Annotated in this window: 22 protein-coding genes; 13 read left to right on the top strand and 9 right to left on the bottom strand. The window is 68.5% G+C overall.

Annotation, left to right across the window (positions count from 1 at the left end):
- Window positions 1–10 precede the first annotated feature (10 nt).
- The 3 genes from QAD21_RS02225 to QAD21_RS02215 are packed head-to-tail and all read right to left on the bottom strand — an operon-like array spanning window position 11 to window position 3,379.
- Window positions 11–1,432 carry a hypothetical protein gene (locus QAD21_RS02225; RefSeq protein WP_058251068.1) on the bottom strand — a complete coding sequence of 474 codons (1,422 nt, stop codon included), beginning with the start codon at window positions 1,430–1,432 and terminating at the stop codon, window positions 11–13.
- Window positions 1,433–1,463: 31 nt separating this feature from the next.
- Complete coding sequence (locus QAD21_RS02220; RefSeq protein WP_058251067.1) at window positions 1,464–2,861, bottom strand: gluconate:H+ symporter; 1,398 nt, start codon at window positions 2,859–2,861, stop codon at window positions 1,464–1,466.
- A complete protein-coding gene (locus QAD21_RS02215) occupies window positions 2,861–3,379 on the bottom strand; it encodes a gluconokinase (RefSeq protein ID WP_058251147.1) in 519 nt (172 codons plus the stop codon). The genes QAD21_RS02220 and QAD21_RS02215 overlap by 1 nt, the downstream gene beginning before the upstream one ends.
- A 125-nt stretch (window positions 3,380–3,504) precedes the next feature.
- Between QAD21_RS02215 and QAD21_RS02210 the strand changes: the two genes are divergently transcribed.
- Window positions 3,505–4,224 carry an FCD domain-containing protein gene (locus tag QAD21_RS02210; protein WP_058251066.1) on the top strand — a complete coding sequence of 240 codons (720 nt, stop codon included), beginning with the start codon at window positions 3,505–3,507 and terminating at the stop codon, window positions 4,222–4,224.
- Here the strand turns inward: QAD21_RS02210 and QAD21_RS02205 are convergent.
- Window positions 4,221–5,246, bottom strand: coding sequence for an aspartate-semialdehyde dehydrogenase (locus QAD21_RS02205; protein ID WP_058251065.1), 1,026 nt, complete (start codon window positions 5,244–5,246; stop codon window positions 4,221–4,223). The genes QAD21_RS02210 and QAD21_RS02205 overlap by 4 nt on opposite strands.
- Window positions 5,247–5,248: 2 nt before the next feature.
- Window positions 5,249–6,514 (bottom strand): aspartate kinase, encoded by a 1,266-nt coding sequence (locus tag QAD21_RS02200; RefSeq protein ID WP_058251064.1) that lies wholly within the window; start codon window positions 6,512–6,514, stop codon window positions 5,249–5,251.
- A 226-nt stretch (window positions 6,515–6,740) separates the two neighbouring features.
- On the opposite strand from QAD21_RS02200, the gene QAD21_RS02195 reads away from it, so the two are divergent.
- Window positions 6,741–7,964: a mannosyltransferase family protein gene (locus QAD21_RS02195; RefSeq protein ID WP_280361562.1), complete on the top strand. Its 1,224-nt coding sequence runs from the start codon at window positions 6,741–6,743 to the stop codon at window positions 7,962–7,964.
- A gap of 336 nt (window positions 7,965–8,300) precedes the next feature.
- On the opposite strand, the gene QAD21_RS02190 is transcribed toward QAD21_RS02195, so the two are convergent.
- Window positions 8,301–8,963: a TetR/AcrR family transcriptional regulator gene (locus QAD21_RS02190; protein ID WP_058251062.1), complete on the bottom strand. Its 663-nt coding sequence runs from the start codon at window positions 8,961–8,963 to the stop codon at window positions 8,301–8,303.
- 120 nt (window positions 8,964–9,083) lie between these two features.
- Between QAD21_RS02190 and QAD21_RS02185 the strand changes: the two genes are divergently transcribed.
- The 3 genes from QAD21_RS02185 to QAD21_RS02175 are packed head-to-tail and all read left to right on the top strand — an operon-like array spanning window position 9,084 to window position 12,284.
- Complete coding sequence (locus tag QAD21_RS02185) at window positions 9,084–10,700, top strand: MFS transporter (protein ID WP_280361560.1); 1,617 nt, start codon at window positions 9,084–9,086, stop codon at window positions 10,698–10,700.
- A 40-nt stretch (window positions 10,701–10,740) separates the two neighbouring features.
- Window positions 10,741–11,319 carry a nitroreductase family protein gene (locus QAD21_RS02180; RefSeq protein WP_068972284.1) on the top strand — a complete coding sequence of 193 codons (579 nt, stop codon included), beginning with the start codon at window positions 10,741–10,743 and terminating at the stop codon, window positions 11,317–11,319.
- A 59-nt stretch (window positions 11,320–11,378) separates the two neighbouring features.
- Window positions 11,379–12,284, top strand: coding sequence for a glycoside hydrolase family 16 protein (locus QAD21_RS02175; RefSeq protein ID WP_280360455.1), 906 nt, complete (start codon window positions 11,379–11,381; stop codon window positions 12,282–12,284).
- Between the two features lie 98 nt (window positions 12,285–12,382).
- Here QAD21_RS02175 and QAD21_RS02170 read toward each other — a convergent pair whose 3' ends face one another.
- On the bottom strand, window positions 12,383–13,786 hold the full coding sequence (locus QAD21_RS02170) for an MFS transporter (protein WP_259935289.1): 1,404 nt from the start codon (window positions 13,784–13,786) through the stop codon (window positions 12,383–12,385).
- A gap of 357 nt (window positions 13,787–14,143) precedes the next feature.
- Between QAD21_RS02170 and leuA the strand changes: the two genes are divergently transcribed.
- The 6 genes from leuA to QAD21_RS02140 all read left to right on the top strand — a co-directional run bounded on the left by leuA (window position 14,144) and on the right by QAD21_RS02140 (window position 20,778).
- Window positions 14,144–15,994 carry a 2-isopropylmalate synthase gene (leuA, locus tag QAD21_RS02165; protein ID WP_280360452.1) on the top strand — a complete coding sequence of 617 codons (1,851 nt, stop codon included), beginning with the start codon at window positions 14,144–14,146 and terminating at the stop codon, window positions 15,992–15,994.
- Between the two features lie 69 nt (window positions 15,995–16,063).
- Window positions 16,064–17,083 (top strand): LLM class flavin-dependent oxidoreductase, encoded by a 1,020-nt coding sequence (locus QAD21_RS02160; protein ID WP_058251059.1) that lies wholly within the window; start codon window positions 16,064–16,066, stop codon window positions 17,081–17,083.
- A gap of 137 nt (window positions 17,084–17,220) precedes the next feature.
- On the top strand, window positions 17,221–17,541 hold the full coding sequence (locus tag QAD21_RS02155) for a putative quinol monooxygenase (protein ID WP_068972281.1): 321 nt from the start codon (window positions 17,221–17,223) through the stop codon (window positions 17,539–17,541).
- 176 nt (window positions 17,542–17,717) lie between these two features.
- Window positions 17,718–18,911, top strand: coding sequence for an acetyl-CoA C-acyltransferase (locus QAD21_RS02150; RefSeq protein WP_068972280.1), 1,194 nt, complete (start codon window positions 17,718–17,720; stop codon window positions 18,909–18,911).
- Window positions 18,904–19,575: a TetR/AcrR family transcriptional regulator gene (locus tag QAD21_RS02145; RefSeq protein ID WP_058251056.1), complete on the top strand. Its 672-nt coding sequence runs from the start codon at window positions 18,904–18,906 to the stop codon at window positions 19,573–19,575. The genes QAD21_RS02150 and QAD21_RS02145 overlap by 8 nt, the downstream gene beginning before the upstream one ends.
- A gap of 51 nt (window positions 19,576–19,626) precedes the next feature.
- Window positions 19,627–20,778 (top strand): acyl-CoA dehydrogenase family protein, encoded by a 1,152-nt coding sequence (locus tag QAD21_RS02140; RefSeq protein ID WP_165630726.1) that lies wholly within the window; start codon window positions 19,627–19,629, stop codon window positions 20,776–20,778.
- Window positions 20,779–20,861: 83 nt separating this feature from the next.
- Here the strand turns inward: QAD21_RS02140 and QAD21_RS02135 are convergent, their stop codons facing one another.
- Window positions 20,862–21,743, bottom strand: coding sequence for a LysR family transcriptional regulator (locus QAD21_RS02135; protein WP_137808664.1), 882 nt, complete (start codon window positions 21,741–21,743; stop codon window positions 20,862–20,864).
- 103 nt (window positions 21,744–21,846) lie between these two features.
- Between QAD21_RS02135 and trxA the strand changes: the two genes are divergently transcribed.
- Window positions 21,847–22,209 carry a thioredoxin gene (gene trxA, locus QAD21_RS02130; protein ID WP_058251053.1) on the top strand — a complete coding sequence of 121 codons (363 nt, stop codon included), beginning with the start codon at window positions 21,847–21,849 and terminating at the stop codon, window positions 22,207–22,209.
- Between the two features lie 75 nt (window positions 22,210–22,284).
- The gene (locus tag QAD21_RS02125) at window positions 22,285–23,277 is read left to right on the top strand and encodes an EamA family transporter (protein ID WP_165630727.1); all 993 of its coding nucleotides are present in this window, start codon (window positions 22,285–22,287) and stop codon (window positions 23,275–23,277) included.
- On the opposite strand, the gene QAD21_RS02120 is transcribed toward QAD21_RS02125, so the two are convergent.
- Window positions 23,266–24,348 (bottom strand): alpha/beta hydrolase, encoded by a 1,083-nt coding sequence (locus tag QAD21_RS02120; RefSeq protein ID WP_068972277.1) that lies wholly within the window; start codon window positions 24,346–24,348, stop codon window positions 23,266–23,268. The genes QAD21_RS02125 and QAD21_RS02120 overlap by 12 nt on opposite strands.
- Between the last annotated feature and the right edge of the window lie 21 nt (window positions 24,349–24,369).

Raw genomic sequence — 24,369 nt, 5'->3', positions numbered from 1 at the left:
GATCGACGGCCTAGCGGCCCGGCGTCACCTTGAGCATGCGGCTGAGAGTTGCCTGCCACAGCGATCCGTCGGCCGTGATCGTCCCGGTCAGCTCGAGTGGTTCGTCGAACGGCGCCGTCCCGACCGGCACCGTCGCCACCCGCCGGCCGGTCGCGAAGTCGGTTGCCACGTAGGCGACTTCGCCGATCTGCTGTGGGAGGTTCGGCCGGATCGGGCCATACCCGATCGCGTGGATCAGACCGTCTGCGCGAGACAACTTGGGGAGCGTCGCGATCCGGTCGCCGTTCTCCCACACGCGACGGCAGCCGCCTTCCCCGACGTCGATCCGGGTGGCGCCGCCGACGAACGGGGCGTCGGCCGGGACCGACGGACCCTGTACCGCCATCGGCGGGTACTGGTAGCCGTAGGTGCTCGGGATGACCAGCGAATCGCCCCAGGCCATCGGCGAGTTCTCGGTGCCCGGCCCGGACGTCGAAAAGGCCCGCATGCGGCAGACCTCGGAGCCGTCATCGCTGCGCAGCACGCGGAGATCCGGCGGTTCCGCGTTGTCGACGATGGCGACCCAGCCATCGCCACCGGGACCGAAGTACGTCGGCGTCGTCCCCGAGCCCCAGGTGAGCTGTCCGGGTTTGCGTGCTGGTCCCCGGTCATACGCGCGACGCCAGACGACTCGCGGTGCGCGCCCCGGTTCGGCGCGCATCTCGTACAGCGCGTGCGTCGTCAGGATCGACGCCCCCGTTCGCCGGATCGACAAGCCGTTGCCCAGTTCCTCTCCCGCCGGCAGCCGGGTGGCCTGCACGGTGTCATGCCGGTCGACTGTCCCGACCACCCCGCGCGTCGTCGCGAACCACACGCGGCCGTCGAAGTCGGGCGCCAGGCCGGTGATGGCGTCACCCGCCGGTACCGCGTGGTCGACGTCGACCCGATCGTCGACGAACACCCGCCAGCCGCTGGCCGTCTTCGCATGCGCGACACGGAGAATCGACCCGGACCCGTCGGCGACGACCACCCGGTCGCGGTCGTCGAGATAGCCGTACACGCCGCCGAGCAGTCCGCCCTTCGTCAGCTGCGTCGACGCCAGTGGTTGCGCGGTCCGGGGATCGAAGAGGACGACCGACGGCGCCGCGAATGCCGGTGGCGACGATCCGACGAATTGCGTGCACAACGCGACGGGCATCCCGTCGCGTCCGACGAACGTTGCCGCGCAGGCGCCGCCCGGGATCGAGGAGCCGGCCAGTCGAGCCCCGCGGCCGGGGCCTCGATGCGCCGTGGAGTCCGTGGAGGCGAGGTCGCCGTGTATGAGCGAGGTGTCGCTCGGTCCGAGTCCGGTGCTCGGCGAATCGGGTTGTGCCGCTGCGGGGTACGCGAGCGTCGCCACCAACGTCAGAACCCCGGTGACCACCGCCGCCCGGACCCGCATCTTCCGTGTCATGAGTGGTCAAGCTACCGCACAGAGGGCCGGCTCAGATGACCAGACCGAGTGCGAGTACCACGATCAATCCGGTCACCGAGAGGACCGTCTCCATCATCGACCAAGTCTTGAAGGTCTGTCCGACGGTCATGCCGAAGTACTCCTTCACCAGCCAGAAACCGGCGTCGTTGACGTGGGACAGGAACACCGACCCGGCACCGATCGCCAGGACGACCAGCGAGAGTTCTCCCGAACCCATCCCGTCGACCAGACCCAGGATCAGCGACGACGCGGTGATCGTGGCAACGGTCGCCGATCCGGTCGCCAGGCGGATCAGCGCCGCGAGCGTCCAGGCCAGCAGGAGCACCGAGACGTTCGCGCCGGTCGCCCAGTCGGCGAGCAGGGTGCCGATCCCGGTGTCGACGAGGACCTCCTTGAATCCGCCACCCGCGGAGACGATCAGCAGGATGCCCGCGATCGCGGGGAGTGCCGCGCCCGTGCACTTCGAGATGGTCTCGCGGTCCATGCCGGAACCGCGGCCGAGGGTGAACATCGCGACGATCACCGCGATGAGCAGCGCGATGAGGGGCGTGCCGAGGATGTCGAGGACCTTGCGCACGGGCTGGTCCTCGTCGGCGATGAAGATCTCGGCGAGTGCCTTGCCGAGCATCAGCACGACGGGCAGCAGAACGCTGAACATGGTGATCGCGAAGGACGGTCGCTTGGTGGTCGGGCCGTCGGACGGATCGACGTCGAAGGTTGTCGGGGCCTCGACCGTCACCCATCGCCCGGCGAGCACGCCGAAGAGCGGCCCGGACACGATGATGGTCGGGATGGCGACCAGCACACCGAGTCCGAGTGTCATGCCGAGATCCGCGCCGAGGGCGTCGATCGCCACAAGTGGGCCGGGATGCGGCGGGACGAACCCGTGCATCGCCGACAACCCGGCCAGTGCGGGAATGCCGATCGGGATCAGGCCGAGACCCGAGCGTCGGGCCACGAGGTAGATCACCGGCATCAAGAGTACGAGACCGATCTCGAAGAACATCGGCAGACCGATGATCGCGCCGACGAGCGCCATCGCCCACGGCAGCATCCGCGGTGAGGCGTGACCGACGATCGTGTCCACGATCTCGTCGGCACCACCGGAGTCGGCCAGCAGCTTGGCGAACATGGCGCCGAGTGCGATCAGGATGCCGACTCCCGCTGCGGTGGTGCCGAACCCGGCGGTGAACGACTCGAGGACCGTCGGGATCGACTCACCCGCGACGATGCCGACGGTCGCGCCGCCGCCCACCAACGCGAGGAAGGGATGGACCTTGGCGATCGTGATCGCCACGACGATGACGGCGATACCCGCCAGCGCCGCGACGATGAGTTGCCAGCCGGGCGCGACCGGCTGCGGCAGATCTGTGCTCGCGGCGAGGATCGTGGTGGTGGTCGGCGACATCAGTTCTCCTCGGCGTCGAGATCGGAACCGCGCGAGAGGGCCTCGACCAGTTCATCGATGATGGCGTCCACGCTCTGGTCCACGTCGACGGTCAGGCCGCATTCGTCGGGGGTCAGCTGCTCGAGGGTCTCGAACTGCGAGGCGAGCAGGGCCGGTGGCATGAAATGCCCCGGGCGTGATGCCTGCCGTCGCGAGATGACCTCGACCGACCCGGCCAGATGCGCGAACAGCGTCGTCGGTGCGTGATCACGAAGATGGTCGCGGTAATGCCGTTTGAGCGCGGAGCAGCTCATGACACCGCCGTCGGCGTGTTCGGCGAGCCAGACGCCGATCGACTCGAGCCAGGGTCGGCGGTCGTCGTCGTCGAGCGGTTCTCCCGCCGACATCTTGGCGATGTTCTCGGCGGGGTGGAAGTCGTCGGCGTCGGCGAACGGCACCCGCAGGCGCTGTGCCAACGCCGCTCCGACCGTCGACTTCCCGGACCCCGACACCCCCATGACGACGATCGGCGATCGCATGTTCACTCCTCACCACGCTGTGCTGCTGATCACGTAGGCTGCCTCAATAGTCATACTTTTGCAAGCCTTTGCTGAGTTTAAGTACGCACATTGGTCCGTACCTCGATGAATGAGAAGATGAAACGGTGAGTCAGGGCACACGGAGCACAGGCGAGCGGCACGACGAGATCCTCGCGGCTATCGGCCGACGCATCGTCTCGGGAGCGCAGCCGGCCGGCAGCGTGCTGACCCTCGACGCCATCAGCGCCGAACACGGGGTGTCGCGGACGGTATCCCGCGAGGTGATCCGGGTTCTCGAGTCGATGGGCCTCGTCGAATCCCGACGCCGCGTCGGCATCACGATCCAGCCGCGGACCCGATGGAGCGTGTTCGACGCCCGGCTGATCCGTTGGCGCCTCGACGGCGCCGACCGCGCCGAGTTCCTCGCCACCCTCTCGGAGTTACGACGCGGCTTCGAGCCGGTGGCGGCGGCCCTTGCCGCCGAGCGCGCGAACGAGCACCAGTGCCGCATCCTGGCGGCGGCGGTGTCGGACATGTCGGTGCACGGGCGCAACGGCGATCTCGAGTCGTACCTGTTGGCCGACAAGGTCTTTCATCGAACGCTCTTGGAGGCCAGCGGCAACGAAATGTTCCGGTCGCTCACCGGCGTGGTGAACGAGGTCCTCGCCGGCCGCACCCATCACGGGATGATGCCCGCGACACCGAGTCCGGTGGCCATCGCACTGCACGACGATGTCGCCAGAGCAATACGCCTCCGCGACCCGGAGGCCGCGGAGGCGTCGATGCGCGCGATCATCACCGAGGCGGCGGCTGCTGTATCGCCCCCGCCACCTGAGGTGCTCTAGACCAGCAGCTCGGCGATCTGAATCGTGTTGAGGGCAGCGCCCTTCCGGAGGTTGTCCCCCGAGACGAACAGCGCGAGACCCCGGCCGTCCGGAACACCCGGGTCCTGCCGGATCCGGCCGACCAGCGAGGCGTCCTTGCCGGCGGCGGCCAGTGGCGTCGGCACGTCCACGAGCTCCACACCCGCTGCGCCACCGAGGATCTCCTGTGCACGTGCTACCGACAGCGGGTTCGCGAACTCCGCGTTGATCGACAGCGAGTGGCCGGTGAACACCGGCACGCGTACGCAGGTTCCGCTCACGAGGAGTTCGGGCAGCCCGAGGATCTTGCGCGACTCGTTGCGCAGCTTCTGGTCCTCGTCGGTCTCACCCGAACCGTCGTCGACGAGCGAACCCGCGAGCGCCACGACGTTGAACGCGATGGGCGCGACGTATTTGTTCGGGGCGGGGAAGTCCACGGCGGAACCGTCGTGCACGAGCTTCTCCGCGTCGCCGGCGACCGCACGCACCTGGGTGGCCAATTCGTCGACACCGGCCAGACCGCTACCCGAGACCGCCTGGTAGCTCGAGATGATCAGGCGCTGCAGACCGGCCTCGTCGTGGAGCGGCTTGAGGACCGGCATGGCCGCCATCGTGGTGCAGTTCGGGTTGGCGATGATGCCCTTGGGCGGGTTCTTGGCCAGCTCACCGTTGACCTCCGAGACCACCAGCGGCACCTCGGGATCCTTGCGCCAGGCCGACGAATTGTCGATGACGGTCACGCCGGCCTCGGCGAAGCGGGGCGCCTGCTCGCGCGACATCGTGGCACCCGCCGAGAACAGCGCGATGTCGAGTCCGGACGGATCGGCGGTGGCCGTGTCCTCGACGACGATCTCGCCGTCGCCCCACGGCAGCTTCTTGCCCGCCGAGCGCGAGGACGCGAAGAAGCGCACCTCGTCGGCCGGGAAGTTGCGCTCCGCCAACAGGGTTCGCATGACGGCGCCGACCTGACCGGTCGCGCCCACGACTCCGATACGTACGCCCACTGCTATCGCCCCGTTCCGGCGTAGACGACGGCTTCTTCTTCGCCGCCGAGATCGAAGGCGGCGTGCAGAGCGCGCACCGCGTCGTCGAGTTCGGTGTCCCGGCACAGCACCGAGATCCGGATCTCCGACGTGGAGATCAGCTCGATGTTCACGCCGGCCTCGCTGAGGGCCTCACAGAACGTGGCCGTCACGCCGGGGTGCGACTTCATGCCCGCGCCCACGAGCGACACCTTGCCGATGTGATCGTCGTAGAGCAGATCGGTGAACCCGATCTCGGACTGCAGCTTGGTGAGCTTCTCGACGCCGAGCGGCCCCAGCTCGCGGGGCAGGGTGAAGGTGATGTCGGTCTTGCCGGTGTCGACCTTCGAGACGTTCTGCAACACCATGTCGATGTTGATCTCGGCGTCGGCCACGGCGCGGAACACCCGCGCGGCGTAACCGGGCTTGTCGTCGAGGCCGACGACGGTGATCTTGGCCTCGCTGCGGTCATGTGCGACGCCGGTGAGAATGGCTTCTTCCACGGGGATGTCCTCCATCGATCCGGTCACAATGGTGCCGGGTTTGGTCGAGTACGACGAGCGCACGTGAACGGGAACGTTGTATCGGCGCGCGTATTCGACGCACCGCAGCATCAGCACCTTGGCGCCACAGGCAGCCAGCTCGAGCATCTCCTCGAAGCAGACGGTGTCGAGACGGCGGGCGTCGGGCACGATCCGCGGATCGGCCGAGTAGACGCCGTCGACGTCGGTGTAGATCTCGCAGACGTCGGCCTCGAGCGCGGCCGCCAGCGCGACCGCGGTGGTGTCGGAGCCGCCGCGTCCCAGTGTGGTCACGTCCTTGGTGTCCTGCGAGACGCCCTGGAAGCCGGCGACCAGCACGATCTTGCCCTCGTCGAGTGCGCTGCGGACGCGTCCGGGCGTGACGTCGATGATCTTGGCCTTGCCGTGGCTGCTCGTCGTGATGACACCGGCCTGCGAGCCGGTGAACGACTGCGCCTGCGCGCCCATCGAGCTGATCGCCATCGCGACGAGCGAGTTGGAGATCCGCTCACCCGAGGTCAACAGCATGTCCATCTCACGGGCCGGCGGCGCCGGGTTGACCTGCTGGGCGAGGTCGAGGAGCTCATCGGTGGTGTCGCCCATCGCCGACACGACCACGACGACGTCGTTGCCCTGCTTCTTGGTCTCGACGATCCGCTCGGCGACGCGACGGATGCGTTCGGCCGTTGCGACCGAGGATCCGCCGTACTTCTGCACCACGAGGGCCACGTCGAGTTACCTCCCGCCGGCCAGTGTGCCGGTCGATAGACGTCAACTTGCCGGGACAACCTTACCGGGACCGCCGCGACCGCTCTGACCTGGTCTCCGCCCCACCCGACGGGACCGGACCGAGGTGATCCGCCCTAGGATCGCTCGCGTGGCCTCCCCAACCGACGTCGGTGACACCGGAACCGGTCCCGTCGGTACGAACGGCTATGGCCGTCGACTGGCGTCGATGACCCGCGGCTATCTCGGTCCGCTCGGTTCGTCTCCCGCCGCGGTCCGCAGCCATCGCTGGTGGCTCGACGCGCTGCTCGTCTTTCTCGTCATCCGCGCCATCGGCATCCTCGTCCTGGCGCGGTTCGCCGATCTCCGCGGCACCACGCTGGGCGACTCCCTGGCGGTCTGGGACGGGCAGTGGATGATCGCGATCGCGACCCACGGCTACGACGGCGTGCCCTACACGCTCACCGACGCCCGGGGTCTGCACACCGTCGACACCGCGTACGCCTTCTTTCCCGGTTACCCGTACCTGGTGGGCTTGATCGCGAAGCTGCCGGGCCTGAGTCCCTTCGGTGCGGCGATCACGGTGAACCTGGTCCTGGGATGCGTGGCGGCGGTCGGTGCGGCACGTCTCGGAATGGTGTGCGCCCGACTCATGGCACGACGGTCCCCGATCGGCCCGGCACCCGAACGCGGAACCGGACTGTTCCTGGTGGTGCTCTTCGCGGCGACGCCGATGTCGATCGTGCTGAACATGGCCTACACCGAGGCGCTGTTCTGCGCGCTCGCGGTGTGGGCGCTGGTGGGGGTCCTCGAGAAGCGCTGGCTCCTCGCCGGCGTCGTCGCCGCGCTCTGCGGTCTGTGCCGGCCGACGGCGGCGGTCCTGATCGGGGTCGTGATGCTCGCGGCCCTCGTGTTCTTGTGGCAGGCGCGCGGGACCGACGTCCCGAGAGCGGCACGCGTCCGCGCGATCGTCGCCATCGCGATCAGCCCGCTCGGTTACCTCACATATCTCTGCGTGGTGTGGGCACACACCGGTTCGCCGACCGGGTGGTTCCGCATCCAGACCGAGGGCTGGGACACTCAGTTCGACTGGGGCGTGGCAGCTTTCGAGTTCATCAACGAAATGCTCGTCCATTCGGCCGAGATCGCCCCGGTGGCCACGTCGTGGATCGTGCTGAGCACGCTGGTGATGTTGGGCGTCGCCGCCTGGTCACGGGTGCCGTGGCCGGTCCTGCTCTACGGTTCGCTGCTGGTCGCGCAGATCGTGCTGTCGAGCGGACTGATGATGAGCCGGCCCCGGTTGCTGCTGCCCGCCTTCGTCCTGCTGATCCCGCTGGCGATGGCGCTCGCCCGGATGCGGCCGGTGGTCGCCGGACTGATCGTCGTGCCGATCGTGGTCGGCAGCTCATGGTTCGGCGCGCACATGCTCACCGTGTTCCCCCACGCCATGTGAGAGTCGCGCACCCCCGTTCCCCAAGGAGCCACGTTCCCCTGCTCCCTGAGGAGCGCGACCCCTCTACCCCCAAGCGCGACAAGCGGACCCCCTCTGCCCCCATGCGCGACGAGCGGACCCTCTGCTCCCTGAGGTGCGAGGAGCGATAGCGACGAGCCTCGAAGGGCCTGGTGAGATGCCGTGCGAGACCCTTCGAGGCTCGCTACGCTCGCACCTCAGGGAGCAGGAGACGACCCGCTACGCTCGCACCTCAGGGAGCAGGAGACGACCCGCTACGCTCGCTCCTCAGGGAGCAGAAAAACCCTCTTCGCTCGCCTCTCAGGGAGCCGAAGGTTGTCACACCGCCGACGCCGCGAATCCCAGGCAGAGGTAGTCGATTCCGGCGTCGAGCCGCGCCCGGGGATCGAGCAGCCGGCCGGCATCGCGACGGCCGGCGAGGCGGGCGAGATGCGACGGGACTTCGACCTCTGACTCCCCCGAGATCACCTCGGCCAGTCCCGCGGACGGCAGCAGGGCGTCGTCGTGGAGCAACTGATCGCTCACTGCGACAAGGGCGACGCCGTGGACGAAGCTCCAGACCGACAGCGCCATGTCGGTGGCGCGTTCGATGCCGACGCCGAGCTCGAGGAATCCGGCCGCCAGCCAGTCGAGGCACGCCAGCGAATCCTCGCCGTAACTGTGCCGGGGCGACGAGTAGGCCAGGACCACCCACGGATGCCGGGTGTAGAGGTCCCAGTCGACGTCGACGGCGATCCCGACCCGGGTCCGCCACTCGGGCGCGGTGTCGACGGGGTACGGAAACCGCCGGCCGACCTCGGTCGACATCGCCTGCAGCAGCGCGTCCTTGTCCTCGACGTGGCGATACAGCGACATGGCCCCGACCCCGAGCTTCTCGGCGACCCGCCGCATCGACAGCGAGCCGATCCCGGCATCGTCGGCCACGGCGATGGCGGCATCGACGATCGTCGCCGTCGACAGTTTCGAGGTGTCGGCCGTCACGTTCTCGTTCCTCCTGCTCAGGGCGGGAATAATCCGATTGCGTACAGCGTACTCATCCCCGTACGCTGACCCGCGTACACCGTACGCGTAGGTGCTGCCGTCTGCCGCGAAGGAGGAATGATGTCCGCCCAGCTCGGCCCGTCGAACCGGCTCCGCCCGACCACCTCGGGTACCGCCGACCGGCGGACGTGGCTGGGACTGGCCGTGCTGACCCTGCCGGTGTTCCTGGTCTCGATGGACGTCTCGGTGCTGTACCTCGCCATCCCGTCGATCACCGATGCCCTCGCGCCGTCCGCGGCCCAGCAGCTGTGGATTCTCGACATCTATGGCTTCCTCATCGCCGGGCTGCTCATCACGATGGGCAATGTCGGCGACCGCGTCGGCCGGCGACGCATCCTCCTCGCCGGCGCCGCCCTGTTCGGCATCGCGTCGGTCATCGCCGCCTTCGCACCCTCGCCCGAGATCCTGATCGCGGCGCGCGCCCTCATGGGCATCGGCGGTGCCACCCTGCTGCCCTCGAGCCTGTCGCTCATCGCCAACATGTTCCCCGACGCCCGCGAGCGCGGGCGCGCGATCGGTGTGTGGACCGCGGCGTTCGCCGGCGGCAGCGCGGTCGGCCCGGTCATCGGAGGCGTTCTGCTGCACCACTTCTGGTGGGGCGTGGTCTTCCTCATCAACGTCCCGGTGCTCGCCGCACTGTTCGTCTTCGGGCCGCGCCTGATCCCCGAGTACCGGGCCGCGACGAACGACCCGTTCGATGTCGTCGGCGTCGTGCTCTCGATGGCCGGAATCCTCCCGCTCGTCTATGCCGTCAAGACGGTCGCGAGCGAAGGCGCCACGACCGGCGTGGTGGTCGCCGGAGTGGTGGGTGCCGTACTGCTCGTCACATTTCTGCTGCACCAGCGCCGGGTCACGTCACCGCTCCTGGACCTCAAGCTGTTCGGCAATGCGCAGTTCAGCGGCGCGGTCGCCGTTGCGCTGATCGGCATGATGGCCCTCGGCGGCATGTCGTACCTGACCGGCGTCTACCTCCAGTCGGTCATGGGCCACGACGTCCTGGCCGCGGCCATCGCCGGCCTCCCGATGGCCGTCGCGGTGGCGGTGTTCTCCATCGGCGCGACGCGGGTTGCCGCGTTCCTGGGCACCCGGCTGGCCTTCGTCGGTTCTGTCGGCCTGGCCGCCGCAGGCAATCTCGGCATGCTGACCCTCGGCACCTCGACCCCGGTCTGGGTGTACGTGCTGTGCACGACGATCGCGGGCGTCGGCTACGGCATCCAGTTCAGCCTGGTGTCGGTCGTGGTCGTCGGCTCGGTTCCACCGGAGCGGTCGGGCGCCGCGTCGGGTATCTCCGAGACGAGCTTCGAGCTCGGGACCGCGATGGGCCTGGCCCTTCTCGGATCGCTGGCCACCCTCGTGTTCCGAGACGGCGATCGGGGTTGGTCGTTCGGCGACACCCTGGGCGAGACCCTGCACCGGGCGACCGACATGGGTTCGGCCGGAGAGGGGTTGGCCACCGCCGCGAAGCAGGCCTTCGTCGACGGCATGCACGCGGCGTCGCTGGCGAGCGGTCTCGCGCTCCTCGCACTCGGCACGGTCCTGCTGTTCGTGATGCGCGACGAGCCCACCGATCCGCAGGCCGAGGTCGCCGAGGTGCAACTGCCGAACGGTGCTGATTCGGTCCCGCTCGCTTCGCTCCCGGCGACCGGCCCCGTGGGCGTCGCACGCACCGACTCCTGACGGCGAGCCCGGCGGTCGCCGCGCCACTACCCTCGGGCGGATGCACGAACTCATCTCGGGCCGCCGTAGCGCCCGCGGCTACGATCCGTCCGCGACCATCTCGCTCGGCGACGTCACCACGATCGTCGACGCCGGGCGCTGGGCTCCCACCTGGGGCCGGGTGCAGCCGGTGCGCTTCATCGCGGGACTGCGCGGCGACCCGACGTTCGACGCCCTCGCCGGCGTCCTGACCCGGGGGAACTCGGGGTGGGCGCCGCGCTCGGCTGCCCTGATCCTGGTCTGCACAACCGATGACCCCGACGACGCGAAGGCCCACACGTACGGGGCCGTCGACTGTGGACTGGCGGTGGCGCAGATGATCCTGCAGTCCGAGGCCCTCGGCTTCAATGCCCATCCGATGGCCGGTTTCGACGCCGAGGCAGCCCGCGACATCTTCGGGATCCCCGCCGACAAACGACCGCTGGTGCTGCTCGGGGTCGGCGCGCTCGCCGACCCGGCGTCCCTTCCCGAGGAGATCCGCGCCCGCGACGAGAAACCCCGCACCCGGCTCCCGCTCTCCGAGGTCGCGTTCGCGGGCCGCTGGGGACGTCCCGCGTTCCCGGACTCCGCAGGCGCCTGACCGGCGAATGTGACGAACGAGGCATATGAGACAGAAGTGACGTGTGGTACTTGTTCTCCATGACTGTCACACCTCAACCTCGAGGACTTCTCCGCCGACTGGGAGCGCACCTCGCGCCCGTCGCCGCCGTCACCGCCCTGACAGCCGCGGCAGCACTGTCCGTGCCGGCGGCCGCCCACGCCGACGAGCCGTTCAGCCTCGAATTCGACGGCGCCGCCGGCACTCTCCCGTCGGCGCTGCAGCACGAGACCGGCGCCGGCGGCTGGGGCAACAACGAGGTGCAGAACTACACCGCCGATCGGCTGAACTCGCGGCTCGACGGCAACGGCAACCTGCTCATCGAGGCGCGCCGCGCGGCGACCGGCGGCTGGACGTCGGCCCGGCTCACCACCAAGGACAGCTTCGAGTTCACCTACGGGACGATCTCCGCGCGCATCTCCCTGCCGCAGGGTCGCGGGTTGCACCCGGCGTTCTGGCTGCTGGGGAGCGACATCGACTCCGTCGGGTACCCGGCGGCCGGCGAGGTCGACATCGCCGAGACGATCAACACCTCCGACTGGGTCCACGTGGGCGTGCACGGCCCGACGGCGCTGGGCACCGCGATGGGATCACTCGATCTCTCGCTCGCCGATCTCCTCCCCGGACTGCCGCTGCCGGGACCGCTCGCCGGCCGCTGGGAGCGGGGCCACGACCTCACCGGCATCGATCCGGGCGACTTCCACGTCTACGCGGTGACCAAGTCGTCGTCGCAGATCCGTTTCACCATCGACGGGAACGCGGTCTACACGATCAACCGCTCCTCGCTCACCGGCGACGAACGGTGGGTCTTCGACAAGCCGATGTACGCGCTGCTCAACGTCGCGGTCGGCGGCATCTGGCCCGGGCCCCCGTCGTCGACGACTCCGAGCCCGGCAACCATGAAGGTCGACTGGTTGCGCTACACGCCGTCCACTCCCGCTCCCTGAGCTGAGGAGCGCCCGTAGCTTGCGGACGGTGGCAACGACTCCGCCCCGAGCCGACAGGCCCGGGGCGGATTTCTTGTATTTGATTGCGGTACAGTCGTTTACGCGACCGGCACCTGCTCGTCGTCGGTGACCGACGCCCGCATCGTCTTGTCCTTGGTCTCGACGATCTTGATCGTGCACACGACGCTGAGTGCCGACAGACCGGCGAGCAGGACACCCACCCAGATCGCACCGGGACCCGCGATCAGCGGGGCGGCGATCAGCGGCGGGATCGCCCCACCGAGGATGCCGGCCAGGTTGTAACCCATCCCCGCACCGGTGTAGCGGTACCGCGCCTCGAACAGTTCGGGCAGAAGCGCACCGGCCGGACCGTAGGCGATGCCGAAGATCAGCAGCGTCCCGAAGAGTCCGACCACGAACGCGAAGCCGCCGCCGATCTCCAGGATCGGGAACAGCACCAGCGCCCAGGGGATCGCGACGCTGCACGAGGTGAGGATGACCCGGCGACGACCCACGCGGTCCGACCACACCGCCGACGCCGCGGTGGACAGTCCGAACACCACGGCCGCGCCCATCCCCGCGGTCAGCACGAAGGTCCGGGACAGCTCCAGTGACTTGGTGCCGTAGTTCGTGAGGAACGCCGTGCCCATGTAGAACAGCGAGAACAGGCTCGCCAGCGCGCCGCCGGCGATGAGGATCTCGCGCCACTGGTGGCGGAAGGCGTCGAGGAACGGCAGTGCCGGACCGTCGACCACGGGACCGTCGATTGCCCTGCGCTGCTGGGCTTCTCGGAACACCGGCGTCTCCGCGACCGCGAGCCGCACCCACAGCCCGACGGCGACGAGCGCGAAGGACAGGATGAACGGGATGCGCCAGCCGTAGTCGAGGAAGGCCGAACTGGTCTCGCCGAGCGTCAGGCTCGCGATGAGGAACGTCAGGCTCGACAGGAAGAACGCGAAGGCCGGGCCGAGTTGCGGGAACATCGCGTACAGCCCCCGCTTGCCCGGTGGGGCGTACTCGGCGGTGAGAAGCGTTGCGCCCGCCCATTCGCCGCCGACGGCGAAGCCCTGCAGGAACCGCAGGAAGACGAGGAGGATGGGCGCCGCGATGCCGATCCCGGATTCGGCGAAGCCGAACACGCCGGTCTCGTAACCGGGGAGAAGACCGATCGCGACCGTCGCCAGTCCCATGATGAGCAGGGTCCACACCAGGGTGCGTTTACGGCCGATCCGGTCGCCGAAGTGACCGAAGAGCATCGCGCCGACCGGCCGCGCGAAGAAGGCCACGGCGAAGGTGGCAAAGGACGCGATGGTCCCGGTGACCTCGTCGGCGGCCGGGAAGAACACGGTCGGGAACACCAGGGCGGCGGCGGTGCCGTAGATGAAGAAGTCGTAGAACTCGATCGTCGTGCCGATGGAACTCGCGGCGGCCACGCGTCGAAGGCTCGTGCGTTTACCCTCCGGCGGTTCGGTCACCGGCGGTTCGGCGGGGATGGTCGTCACTGGCGTTAGCCCTTTCTGCAGACGGCCGCGTCGGGGTGGCGGCTCGAGATCCCGGGCATCATCGGTCCGGGTGCCCCTGTCCGCCGCTCGGATGATTTGGGTCACTCCGGCTGCGCGGTGAGAGGCATGTCATAGTCTGGAGCCCGTGTCGGTGAGGCGGCACCCCCCGAAGAGGGGGACGTCATGACCCGGCCTCACCTGCAGCTTTGGCCACCTCGTCGCCGGGGAGTACAGTCGAGCGCATGCAGCGCGCACTCCTCCTCGGTTGCCGCGGCGGGGTCTGAACCGACCGGCCCTCCGTCGCGGGGCCTCATCACGCGCCGGTCACTTTCCTTCCACACACGGAGAATGACCACCATGGCACCAGCAGACAGCTTCACTTCCGGCGCCAGCCGAATCGTCGAGCCCGCGGGCCCGATTCCCGCCGGACAACCCTCATGGAACCCGCAGCGCAGCTCCGCGATGCCGGTTCATCGTTATCGACAGTTCGCCGACGAGGTCGAGAAGGTGGCGGTTCCCGACCGCACCTGGCCCGACAAGGTCATCACCACCGCCCCGATGTGGTGCGCGGTCGACCTCCGCGACGGCAACCAGGCACTCATCGACCCCATGAGCCCGGCACGCAAGCGCCGCATGTTCGACCTCCTCGTCCGGATGGGTTACAAAGAGATCGAGGTCGGCTTCCCGTCGGCCAGCCAGACCGATTACGACTTCGTCCGCGAGATCATCGAAGACGGCGCCATCCCCGACGACGTGACGATCCAGGTGCTGACCCAGTGTCGTGACGAACTGATCGAGCGCACCTTCGACGCCTGCCGCGGCGCGGCCAACGTGATCGTCCACTTCTACAACTCGACGTCGGTCCTGCAGCGTCGAGTCGTGTTCCGCGCGGACAAGGCGGCGATCACCAAGATCGCGACCGACGCCGCACACAAGGTCCTCGAGGTACAGCAGAACTACCCGGACACCAACTGGCGGTACGAGTACTCGCCGGAGTCCTACACGGGCACCGAGCTGAGCTTCGCCAAGGAGGTGTGCGACGCGGTCACCGAGATCATCGCCCCCACCCCGGAGCGCCCGATGATCATCAATCTGCCGGCGACCGTCGAGATGGCCACTCCCAACGTCTACGCCGACTCGATCGAGTGGATGCACCGCAATCTCGCCCGGCGCGACTCGGTCATCCTGAGCCTGCACCCCCACAACGACCGCGGAACCGCCGTCGCCGCAGCCGAACTGGGCTACCAGGCGGGCGCCGACCGCATCGAGGGATGCCTGTTCGGCAACGGCGAGCGCACCGGCAACGTCTGCCTGGTGACCCTCGGCATGAACATGTTCAGCCGCGGCGTCGACCCGCAGATCAGCTTTTCCGACATCGACGAGATCCGCCGGACGGTCGAGTACTGCAACCAGCTCAACGTCCCCGAGCGTCACCCCTACGGTGGCGATCTGGTGTACACGGCCTTCTCGGGCAGCCATCAGGACGCCATCAACAAGGGCCTCGACCAGATGAAGGTCGACGCGGACAACGCCGACTCCGACGTCGACGACATCATCTGGGCCGTCCCGTATCTGCCGATCGACCCCAAGGACGTCGGCCGCAACTACGAAGCGGTCATCCGCGTGAACAGCCAGTCCGGCAAGGGCGGCGTCGCGTACATCATGAAGGCCGACCACGGCATGAACCTGCCGCGGCGCCTGCAGATCGAGTTCAGTCGCGAGATCCAGAAGATCACCGACGGCGAGGGCGGTGAGGTCAATCCCAAGGAGATGTGGGATGTCTTCGCGGAGAACTACCTTCACCCGGTGTGGCCGCTGGAGCGGATGCGCCAGAAGGTCGACGCCGCCGAGGTCGACGGTGGCGACGACCACATCACCGCGGTGGTCAAGGTCGAGGGGAACGAGCGCGAGATCTCCGGTTCGGGCAACGGTCCGCTGGCTGCCTTCGTCGACGCGCTGGGCGCCGTGGGCTACGACGTCCGCGTCCTCGACTACAGCGAGCACGCTCTGACCGCGGGCGGCGACGCCAGCGCCGCGGCCTACGTCGAGACCGAGGTCAACGGCGAGACCGTGTGGGGCGTCGGCATCGCGTCGTCGATCACCACCGCGAGTCTGCGCGCCGTCGTCTCGGCGGTGAACCGCGCCTACCGTGTCACCTCCACCCCGGTCGCCGACGGTGAGGCGGCCCCGGGCACCTGGGCGCCCTGACCGTCCCCCTTCGAAGACCCGGAATCGTTCTGACGGGAACAAAACGGACCAGAGTTTCATTTAGAGGGCATGAAGAACATCGGTTTCCTGTCGTTCGGTCACTGGTCGGACGCCCACGGGTCCCAGGTGCGGTCCGGCGCGGACACGCTGCTGCAGTCCATCGACCTCGCGGTGGCCGCCGAGGAGCTCGGCGCCGACGGTGCGTACTTCCGCGTCCATCACTTCGCACGGCAGCTCGCATCGCCGTTCCCGCTTCTCGCGGCGATCGGCGCCAAGACCAGTCGCATCGAGATCGGCACCGGGGTCATCGACATGCGCTACGAGAACCCGCTGTACATGGCCGAGGATGCCGGCGCCGCGGATCTCATCTCCGGCGGCCGGCTCCAGCTCGGGATCAGTCGTGGGTCCCCCGAGCAGGTCATCGACGGTTACAAGTACTTCGGCTACGTCCCGCCCGAGGGGTCGACCGATGCGGACATGGCGCGACAGCACACCGAGGTGTTCCTGAAGGTCATCGAAGGCGGCGGCTTCGCCACGCCGAATCCACGTCCGATGTTTCCCAACCCGCCGGGACTCCTGCCCATCGAGCCGCAGTCGCCCGGTCTTCGGGACCGCATCTGGTGGGGCGCCGGGACGCGGGCGACCGCGGAATGGACTGCCCAGCAGGGCATGAACCTGATGAGCTCGACGCTGCTGACCGAGGACACCGGGGTGCCGTTCCATCAGTTGCAGGCCGAGCAGATCCAGCGGTTCCGCAAGGCCTGGGCCGATGCCGGACACCCGCGCGAGCCACGAGTATCGGTGAGCCGCAGCATCTTCGCCATCGTCGACGACCGTGACCGCGCCTACTTCGGCCGCGGCGGAGCCGAATCCGATCAGGTCGGCGTCATCGACAACAGCGTCGCCCGCTTCGGACGCAGCTACGCCGACGAGCCGGACAAGCTCATCGAGCAGTTACGCGAGGACGAGGCGATCGCGGCGGCCGACACACTCCTGCTGACGGTGCCGAACCAACTCGGGGTCGAGTACAACGCACACGTCCTCGAGTCGATCCTCACACACGTCGCACCGGCTCTCGGCTGGCGCTGACCTCCGACGACCCGCGGTCCTGACGAAACCGCCACACCGGGTCGTCTCGCTGACCTAACGTCACCGGGGTGTCCGGCGTCCACGTGCCAGGCATGTCCCGAGTCCACGACCCGCTGGACGCGAATGGAGTTCCACGAATGTCCGAAGTCATCGTCGTCGCCACCATCTCCCCCAAACCCGGTGAGGAACAGGCCGTGCGGGAGGCCGTGCTCGCCGCGATCCCCGAAGTCCACGGCGAGCCGGGATGCGGGAAGTACGCGTTGCACGAGGCCACCGGCGACTCGACCGACCTGGTGATGATCGAGCGCTGGGAATCCACGGAGGCCCTGGCGACGCACGGCTCCGCTCCGGCGCTCACCACGCTCGGCAAGGCGATCGGGGGCCTGCTTTCCGGACCGCTGGACGTCCGGACCTTCACCGCCGTTCCTGCAGGTCAGCCGGACAAAGGCACCATCTGACCCACCGCGACATCTGCCCCCATCCGACCTGTCGGGTGGGGGCTTCGCGCATTTCCGCGGCCAGTGTTGTTGATTCCCCTGCCGGGCGCGTGCTAGACCGGTATAACGATCGTTAGATAAAGGACGCCGCGCGAAGCGGTGCGCTGCGCCGTGACCCGCTCCCGAGAGGAACCCTCATGCCCGAAGCCGTCATCGTCGACGTCGTCCGCCTCGCGTCCGGAAAGGGCAAGCCCGGTGGCTCGCTGTCGGAGACCAAGCCCGTCGAGCTCCTCGCGCATGTGCTGCGCTCCCTGGTCGAGCGCAACGACCTCGATCCGGCACTCGTCGACGACGTGATCGGCGGCTGCGTCGGTCAGGCCGGCGAGCAGGCCCTGAACATCTCGCGGACCGCGCTGCTGTCCGCCGGCTTCCCCGAATCCGTACCCGCCACCACCGTCGACCGGCAGTGCGGATCGAGCCAGCAGGCCGCCCACTTCGCCGCGCAGGGCATCATCGCCGGCGCCTACGACGTGGTGATCGCCGCCGGCGTGGAATCGATGAGTCGCGTCCCGATGGGCTTCACCACCGCCGGGCGCAGCCCCTACGGCCCGAGCATCGAAGCACGGTACCCGGATGGACTTGTCGGACAGGGCATCTCCGCTGAACTGGTCGCCGCCAAGTGGAAGTTCGACCGCGACACGCTCGACGCCTTCGCCGCGCAGTCCCACCAGCGTGCCGCCGCGGCGGCCGGCGAGGGCTTCTTCGATCGCGAGATCCTGCCCATCGACGTCGCTGACGCCGACGGCACGACGTTCACGCACAAGACCGACGAGACGGTGCGCGCGACCACCACTCCCGAGGGCTTGTCGGGCCTGAAGCCGTCGTTCTACAGCGAGGACTTCGCGGCTCGCTTCCCGGAGATCAACTGGCACATCACCCCCGGTAACTCGTCGCCGCTGACCGACGGCGCGTCGGGCGCACTGATCATGAGCGACGTCATGGCCTCGAAGCTGGGCCTGACCCCCCGCGCACGGTTCCACTCGTTCTCGGTCGCCGGCGACGATCCGATCTTCATGCTGACCGCTCCCATCCCGGCCACGCACAAGATCCTCGCGCGCTCGGGACTGTCCATCGACGACATCGACGCCTACGAGGTCAACGAAGCCTTCGCCTCCGTGCCCCTGGCCTGGGCCCACGAGTTCGGCGCCGACCCGGCCAAGCTGAACCCGCGGGGCGGCGCGATCGCGCTGGGCCACGCGCTCGGATCGTCGGGCACCCGCCTGCTGGGCACGCTCGTCAACCATCTCGAGGCGACCGGTGGCCGGTACGGCCTGCAGACCATGTGCGAGGGCGCGGGCATGGCCAACGCCACCATCATCGAACGTGTCTGAGCCGGCCCGGGCGGTTCCCGCCCGGAAATTCACGATCGAGACCGACGGTCTGGACTGGCGGCTGCGCGAACAGGTTCCGCTGCCGGCCACTCTCGTCGCGGCGAAACACGCGTTCTATGAACGCGGTTACCACGGCACCTCGATCCGCGACATCGCCTCGCGAGCGGGGGTGTCGCTGCCGACGCTGTACTACCACCACGACAACAAGCTGGGGATCCTGGTCGAACTGCTCGAGGCGGCGATGACCGCTGTGCTCGCGTGGGTGGGTGCGGCCATCGAGTCCGGACGGACGCCGAGCGAGCAGCTGTCCAACGCGATCGAGTCGATCGTCCTGCACATGACCAACGACGTCGAACTCGCCAGCGTGGCAAGCGAGTTCCGCCACCTCGACGTCGAGGATCCGCGACGGGAGACCTACGTCGCGATGCGGACCGAGACCGAGGAGCTGCTCGCCAGTGTCATCGAGCGTGGCGTCGAATCCGGTGAGTTCCACTTCGACGACGACGTGAAAGACGTGCTGCGCTACCTGTTCGGCGCATGCCAGGCGATCACCACCTGGTACCGCCCCTCGGGTGCCCGGACACCGGCCGAGGTCGCGGCGTCGTATGCGCTGCTCTCACTGCGCGTCGTCGGCGCGCGCGACGCCGACCAGAACGACAACTGACCGACCGACAACTCCTGAACGACGAGTGAGTAGAGCAGAAAGGCAGAAGCCATGAAACGCACCATCTTCGAAGACGAGCACGAGGCCCTGCGGGAAACCGCGCGGCAGTTCCTGCAGCGCGAATGCGCCCCGTACACCGAGGAGTGGACGCGAGCCGGTCAGGTCGATCGCATCGCATTCAAGAAGGCCGGTGACGCAGGTCTTCTCGGATTCAACATCCCCGAGGAGTACGGCGGCGGCGGTGCCATGGACGACTTCCGGTTCAACGCCGTGGTGGTCGAGGAGTTCGCGAAGTTCGACGGCGCGGCACCCGGCCTCAGCCTGCAGAACGACGTCGTCGCACCGTACTTCGTGCATCTCGCCAACGACGAGCAGAAGAAGCGCTGGATGCCCGGGATCGCCACCGGCGAGACGATCCTCGCCGTCGCGATGACCGAGCCGGGCGCGGGCTCCGACCTGGCGGGCATCAAGACCTCGGCCAAGCTCGAGGGCGATCACTATGTCCTGAACGGCAACAAGACGTTCATCTCGTCGGGCATCAACTCCGACCTCGTGGTCGTGGTCTGCCGGACCAACCCCGATCCCGAGGCGGGCCACAAGGCGTTCTCGCTGCTCGTCGTCGAGCGCGGCATGGAGGGCTTCGAGCGCGGTCGCAAGCTCGACAAGATGGGCCTCAAGGCCCAGGACACCGCCGAGCTGCACTTCAACGACGTGCGCGTCCCGGTCGAGAACCTGCTCGGCCAGGAGGGCATGGGCTTCTACCACCTCATGCAGAACCTGCCGTCGGAGCGGCTGTCGATCGGCATCGGCGCCATCGCCGGTGCACGTGCGATCTTCGACGAGACCCTGCAGTACACCAAGGACCGCAAGGCCTTCGGTCGTCCGATCGGCACCTTCCAGGCGAACCGCTTCAGTCTCGCCGAGATGGCGACCGAGCTCGACATCGCCGAGGTCTACATCGACCGCTGCCTGCAGGGCGTACTCGATGGTGAACTGAACGCCGTCGACGCCTCGAAGAACAAGTGGTGGTGTACCGAGCTCGCCAAGCGGGTCATCGACAGCTGCCTCCAGCTGCACGGCGGCTACGGCTACATGAACGAGTACCGGGTTGCCCGCGCCTACACCGACGCTCGTATCAAGACGATCTTCGGTGGCACCACCGAGATCATGAAGGACATCGTCGGCAAGAGCCTCGGCGTCTGAGTCCAGCGATCGATCACCGACAACCCGGGGCACACGCCCCGGGCTGTCGGCGTATCCGGGCCCGCTCAGGTGGCGTCGGGCCGTCAGCCCTGTTCGGCACCCACCGCACGCAGGTGATCGACGACCTGCTGCACGGCCGCCCGCGAACGCGGCCGGGCCAGCGCCTCGTAGACCCGTGCGGCGCGAACTCCTTTGAGCACCAGTCGTTTCACCTCCGGGTGCCGGACCGCGAAACGCGGCATCAGCGCGATGCCGTGGCCGTGGGCCACGAGCGCCTCGATGGTGGTGAAGTCCAGCATCCGCTGTGTCACCCGGGGCGCCACCCCGGTCGCCGCCGAGATCGATTGCAGCACATCGTCGACCGGGAAGCCGCCCTCGACGCTGATCCAGTCGTGGTCGGCGAGTTCGGCGACCGCGACCTGGTCGCGCACGGCGAGTTCGCTGCCGGCGGCGACGATCACGTCGACGGGTTCACGCATCAACTCGGTGACGCGGACCCGCGGGATGTTGATCGCCGGGGTCCGTTCGTCGCGGTGGGTGACCACGACGTCGTGATCGGCGAGAGCCGGTGCCGCGTCGTGGTATCCGACGTCGAGGTGGACCGCGTGTACGTCGATGCCCGATGCGGTGGCCCGCTCCAGGACCGCCGGCAGCAGCAGGGTCGCACCGGACGGGAACATCGCCAGGCGGACCCGGGTCTTGCCCGACCGATACGACGACATCTCCTCCTGCGCCCGATCCACCGCCGCGATCACGTCATCGGCGCGCAGTACGAGCGCACGCCCCGCCTCGGTCAATCGGATTCGGCGTCCATCGGGTTCGAACAACGCGACACCGGCCTCCTCTGCCAGGACCTTCAGCTGTTGCGACACCGCCGACGGGGTCATGTGCATCGCCTCGGCGACCGCGCCGATCGACTCCCGGTCGGCGAATTCCCGCAGCAGCCGCAGACGCCGGACTTCCATGCGACAACGGTACTCAGGCCCACGTCGTCGTCAGGCGGTGCCGTGGGTCACGGCATGACCCTCGGGGTGGAATGTCCGAGCGGTCCGATCCGTTGGTGGGGGCATGGCATCACAAGACATCACCCTGGAAACCTTCGAGGACACCATCGCCTCGGACGGCATCGTCCTCCTCGACTTCTGGGCCGGCTGGTGCGGCCCGTGCCGGCAGTTCGCGCCCGTCTTCGAGAAGGCCTCCGAAGCACACTCCGACATCGTGTTCGGCAAGATCGACACCGAGGCCGAGCAGCAGCTCGCCGGCAGTCTCGGAATCCGTTCCATCCCGACGCTCATGGCATTCCGGGACGGGATCCTGGTCTTCAACCAGCCCGGTGCACTACCTGCGGCTCAGCTCGAGGAACTGATCGGCGCCGTCGAGGGGCTCGACATGGATGACGTGCGGGCGAAGGTCGCCGCGGCACAGGAGTAACCGTTCAGAGAAACTGAATGGTTATTCCGGTTAAATTCGATTGTCCTTCACATCGTCCACGCCGACGATGGGGCCATGTCCACTCGTGATCGCCTCCTCGCGTTGTTCGTCGTCCTGCTCTGGGGACTGAACTTCATCGCGATCCGAGTCGGGCTCGACCACTTCCCGCCGTTCTTCCTCGCCGCGATGCGATTCGCGGTGATGGCGATACCGGTCATGTTGTTCGTGCGGTTCCCGAAGGTGCGCCTGAAGTGGTTCCTGCTGTACGTCGCCGGCTTCGGCAGCGTGCAGTTCATCATGCTGTTCCTCGCCATGGATCTGGGCATGCCGACCGGGCTCGCCTCGCTGGTCCTCCAGACCTCGGCGCCCTTCACGGTCATGCTCGGCGTGCTGTTCCTCCGGGAACGGATGACCGCCGGGCAGATCCTCGGCCTGGCGGTCGCGGTTCTCGGCATGGCGGTCATCGCGATCGACCGGATGCGCGGCAGCGACCTCGGCGTGGCCGCTCTGCTCCCGATCGGTCTCACCGTGCTCGGTGGTCTGAGCTGGGCAGCGGGCAACATCGGGGGCAGACTCGCCCGTCCCGACGACTCCTTGCGGATGACGTTGTGGATGGCCGTCGTCGCCACTCCGCCGCTGTATGCGGTGAGCCTGATCGTCGAGGGACCATCCGCCGGCTTCGACGCGCTCGCCACACTCGGTACCGAGAGCGGACTGCGTGCGCTCGGCGGACTCGCCTATCTCGCGATCTTCGGCACCGTCATCGGTGCGGGTCTGTGGACCACCCTGCTCGGACGCAACGACGCGAGCCGGGTCTCGCCGATGTCGCTGCTCGTACCTGTCGTGGGGATCTCGGCCGCGTTCTTCGTGCTCGGCGAGGTCCCCAGCGTCGGGGAGATCGTCGGTGCGGTCATCGTCGTCGCGGGGTGCGCTGCCGGGGTGATGGCCCGGCCGAGAGCCCGTAGGCGCTCGATCGTTCCAAGTGCCACCCCGGCGCCGGCCGATTCCGTGTCGGCGGTGACGGGCGCTCGGGCGGGCGCCGGAACACCGGTGCGCTCAGGCGGCTGAGCTGGACCCGGCCGGCGGAAGGGCCTCGCGCACCACCGCGCACAGACGGTCGACCGCGGCCCGGGCACCCGGACTGATCAAGGTCATGTTGACGAACCCGTGGATCATCGCGCCCTCCCGCCGGACCGTGACCGGCACGCCGGCCTCCTCGAGCCTGCGCGCGTACGCGAGGCCCTCGTCACGCAGCGGGTCGAAGCCGGCGACCATGACATGCGCGGGCGGAAGACCGCTGAGATCGTCGGCAAGCAGTGGCGAGCAGCGCGGGTCGCTCCGCTGCGCGGCGTCAGGCAGGTAGCGATCGGTGAACCAGTCGATGCCGTCGGCGGTGAGGAAGTACCCCGACGCGAACTCCCGGCGCGAGGGTGTGTCGGCGGCCTGGTCGGTCACCGGGTAGATGAGCAGCTGGAAAGCCGGGGTGACCGCTTCGCCACGGACCTCCCGGGCGACGACGGTCGCGAGATTTCCGCCCGCGCTGTCACCGGCGACGACGATCCGCGCCGGATCGAGACCCCACCGCGGCGCCACCTCGACGGCGAAGCGCCACGCCGCCACCGCGTCCTCGACGGCCGCGGGGAACGGGGCGTCGGGGGCCAACCGGTAGTCGACGGAGAGCACGTCGAGGCCGGTGCCATGTGCCAGACGCCGGACGAAAGTGTCGTGGCTGATCCGGCTGCCGGTGACGAAGCCGCCGCCGTGGAAGTAGACAAGCAGCCCGGCCGAGTCGGTGGTGGAGCGATACCGGGTGGCCGGGATCGGGCCGGCGGGTCCGTCGATGACGAGGTCCTCTTCCACCGCCATGGGCGGCAGCGCCTCGGCCATGGCCGCGCCGACCTCGTCGGTCTGCGCGCGCGACTGCGCCACCTCGCCCTGGAAGGGGTTCAGCCCGGGCACGTTGTCATTGGCCCAGCCGATCGCGGCAAGCTCGGGGGCGACCCGCTCACCGTCGGAGTTGACCGGTGCCCGTCGCCCCAGAACGGCCAACGCGCCGGCCGGGATTCGTGCGACGGCGAGCAACAGTCCGCGTTGCACTCGGGCGGGCAGGGACAGGCGCAGATGGGTGTCGCGACTCACAGCCGCCGAGCCTACGCGGCG

It is taken from the genome of Gordonia sp. SMJS1 (assembly GCF_029866425.1).
GTDB lineage: Bacteria > Actinomycetota > Actinomycetes > Mycobacteriales > Mycobacteriaceae > Gordonia > Gordonia hongkongensis.
The sequence above is the reverse complement of the archived record's forward strand: the minus strand, read 5'-3'. Positions and strand labels throughout refer to the sequence as shown.

Excerpts from the sequence above, each read along its gene's own strand:
- QAD21_RS02225 (WP_058251068.1), bottom strand. The coding sequence starts at position 1,432 with ATGACACGGAAGATGCGGGTCCGGGCGGCGGTGGTCACCGGGGTTCTG.
- QAD21_RS02220 (WP_058251067.1), bottom strand. The coding sequence starts at position 2,861 with ATGTCGCCGACCACCACCACGATCCTCGCCGCGAGCACAGATCTGCCG.
- QAD21_RS02215 (WP_058251147.1), bottom strand. The coding sequence starts at position 3,379 with ATGCGATCGCCGATCGTCGTCATGGGGGTGTCGGGGTCCGGGAAGTCG.
- QAD21_RS02195 (WP_280361562.1), top strand. The coding sequence starts at position 6,741 with ATGACCCGCGGCTATCTCGGTCCGCTCGGTTCGTCTCCCGCCGCGGTC.
- QAD21_RS02185 (WP_280361560.1), top strand. The coding sequence starts at position 9,084 with ATGTCCGCCCAGCTCGGCCCGTCGAACCGGCTCCGCCCGACCACCTCG.
- QAD21_RS02180 (WP_068972284.1), top strand. The coding sequence starts at position 10,741 with ATGCACGAACTCATCTCGGGCCGCCGTAGCGCCCGCGGCTACGATCCG.
- QAD21_RS02175 (WP_280360455.1), top strand. The coding sequence starts at position 11,379 with ATGACTGTCACACCTCAACCTCGAGGACTTCTCCGCCGACTGGGAGCG.
- leuA (WP_280360452.1), top strand. The coding sequence starts at position 14,144 with ATGGCACCAGCAGACAGCTTCACTTCCGGCGCCAGCCGAATCGTCGAG.
- QAD21_RS02160 (WP_058251059.1), top strand. The coding sequence starts at position 16,064 with ATGAAGAACATCGGTTTCCTGTCGTTCGGTCACTGGTCGGACGCCCAC.
- QAD21_RS02155 (WP_068972281.1), top strand. The coding sequence starts at position 17,221 with ATGTCCGAAGTCATCGTCGTCGCCACCATCTCCCCCAAACCCGGTGAG.
- QAD21_RS02150 (WP_068972280.1), top strand. The coding sequence starts at position 17,718 with ATGCCCGAAGCCGTCATCGTCGACGTCGTCCGCCTCGCGTCCGGAAAG.
- QAD21_RS02140 (WP_165630726.1), top strand. The coding sequence starts at position 19,627 with ATGAAACGCACCATCTTCGAAGACGAGCACGAGGCCCTGCGGGAAACC.
- QAD21_RS02135 (WP_137808664.1), bottom strand. The coding sequence starts at position 21,743 with ATGGAAGTCCGGCGTCTGCGGCTGCTGCGGGAATTCGCCGACCGGGAG.
- trxA (WP_058251053.1), top strand. The coding sequence starts at position 21,847 with ATGGCATCACAAGACATCACCCTGGAAACCTTCGAGGACACCATCGCC.
- QAD21_RS02125 (WP_165630727.1), top strand. The coding sequence starts at position 22,285 with ATGTCCACTCGTGATCGCCTCCTCGCGTTGTTCGTCGTCCTGCTCTGG.